This window comes from Mycoplasma sp. 5370 (assembly GCF_054343435.1).
This window is the reverse complement of record NZ_JBTGVF010000047.1, coordinates 1-1,727: the sequence shown is the minus strand read 5'-3', so window position 1 is coordinate 1,727 and position 1,727 is coordinate 1. Positions and strand designations below refer to the sequence as shown.

At 22.4% G+C, this 1,727-nt stretch carries 1 protein-coding gene; it reads right to left on the bottom strand.

What is annotated here, in order from left to right; all coding sequences use genetic code 4:
- Positions 1-733 (bottom strand): MAG3090 family protein (locus ACXX88_RS04075; RefSeq protein ID WP_458559669.1); only part of this gene is annotated, 733 nt, incomplete at its 3' end.
- Positions 734-1,727 lie beyond the last annotated feature (994 nt).

Here is a 1,727-nt window from a genome sequence, read left to right as displayed (position 1 = left end):
CTTTTTCAATATATACTGGAACTTCTTTAACAACTTCCTTAACTACTTCTTTTTCTACAAAAACAGGTTTTTCTTTTTCAACAATAACTTTTTCCGGTTCTTTATCTAAAGATTCAAGAATTTTTTTCTTTAAGTTTTCAATTTCCTTTCTTAAAGCTTCTTTATCAGAATTGCTGTCTCTTAATTTTTCCATCAAAACAGCAATTTCTTTTGCATAAGATCCATTTGAACTTTTAAATAATTCTTCAAGATCTGCCATTTGTCTGTTTAATCTTTCAATTTCTCTATCTTTGCTTGAAATTTTTCTTTCTGGAATGTAATCATCATTTGCTGGGAAGTATGTTTTGTGATCAGCAAGAATTTTGTAATCAACTATTTCTTTTAAGAATTGATCAGCTTGTTCTTGATTTCTTAATCTTGAAGTTGGGAAAATGTAAAATTCTTCCATTGCTTCTTCATACTTAATGTCTCCATCGAATTTTTCAGTGTTTAATTCAAATTCAAAACCGTCTTCAGTTTTGTCCATAATTAGTAATCCACCAAAGATTCTTTTTTCTGTTTGGAATCAAATTGCACTTTCGTATCCTACTGCTAAGAATCAGTTCATAGCTTCTTTTCTTGTTTTAAATAAAGCTAATCCGTGTTTTAGTTTTGGGTGTTTTAACACTCATGGGTAAGTTTTAGAGAATTTTTTATCAAAGTCTCTATTAAATTGGCATAATAAACGTTTCATAATTTTCCTTTTTGTATATTTTATAAAATACTTTTTATTTTGTTTTTATTCATAAATTATATTACAATCAAAAAAAAAAAAAAACAATTTTAAAAACTGATGCACAATTTTTAGCTTAAAAATTCTCAAAAATCTTCAATTTTTTATATAAAAAACTAAAATATTGCATAAATTTTCCTAATATAAAGACTTTTTCCTTTATATTTGAAAAAAATATCAAAAATAAAAATTTTAAATAATTTTCCTTTGTAAAACTAATCAAACAAGTTATAAATTATTCTTTATTTTTAAAATAATTAAAAGATTTTTTAACACTAATTTTAGGAAAAATGAACCAAAAATCCCAATTTTTTCCGTATTTTCGGAACAAAATAAATTCTGTGGTAATATTAAAATGTGACTAAGTTTTTATGTCACAGAAAGGGGTGAGAAATTGTTTTTATTTCAAAGAATAATCATGGAAAATATATTAATTTTATTAATAATCATTTTATTTATAATTAAGTAAAAGTTTAAAAATAAAATTAATTTTTCACGACCTGATATAAAAACTCCATTGTAGACAGTAATGGAGTCCCGTCTTTCTTAATTGACGGGTTTTTTAATACTTTTTTAAAATTTCAATACTCTAGATGAAAAAATTTTTTTTGAATATTTTTCTATTATAATTCAATATGAATATGAAAATCCTTTTATAAATATTTATAATAATGGGAATTTTAAATATACAACTATTGTAAAATATTTAAAAAACAAAAAAAGTATTAAAAAAGTAGTTAACTGAGTAGTGATAAAAAACTAGAAAAATTTCTAAATATTTAGCAATAATGGAAATAAATTGGAGCAAGTAACTATCAAACAGCGTTATAACTAAATTTAGGTGAAATATTTAAAGTAGAAATCTTAAATTATAAAACAAATGAAAACAATAACAATAAAAAAATGTAAATTATTAATCAAAATGTCCTTTTTTTAGCGATATGAAAATAATAAT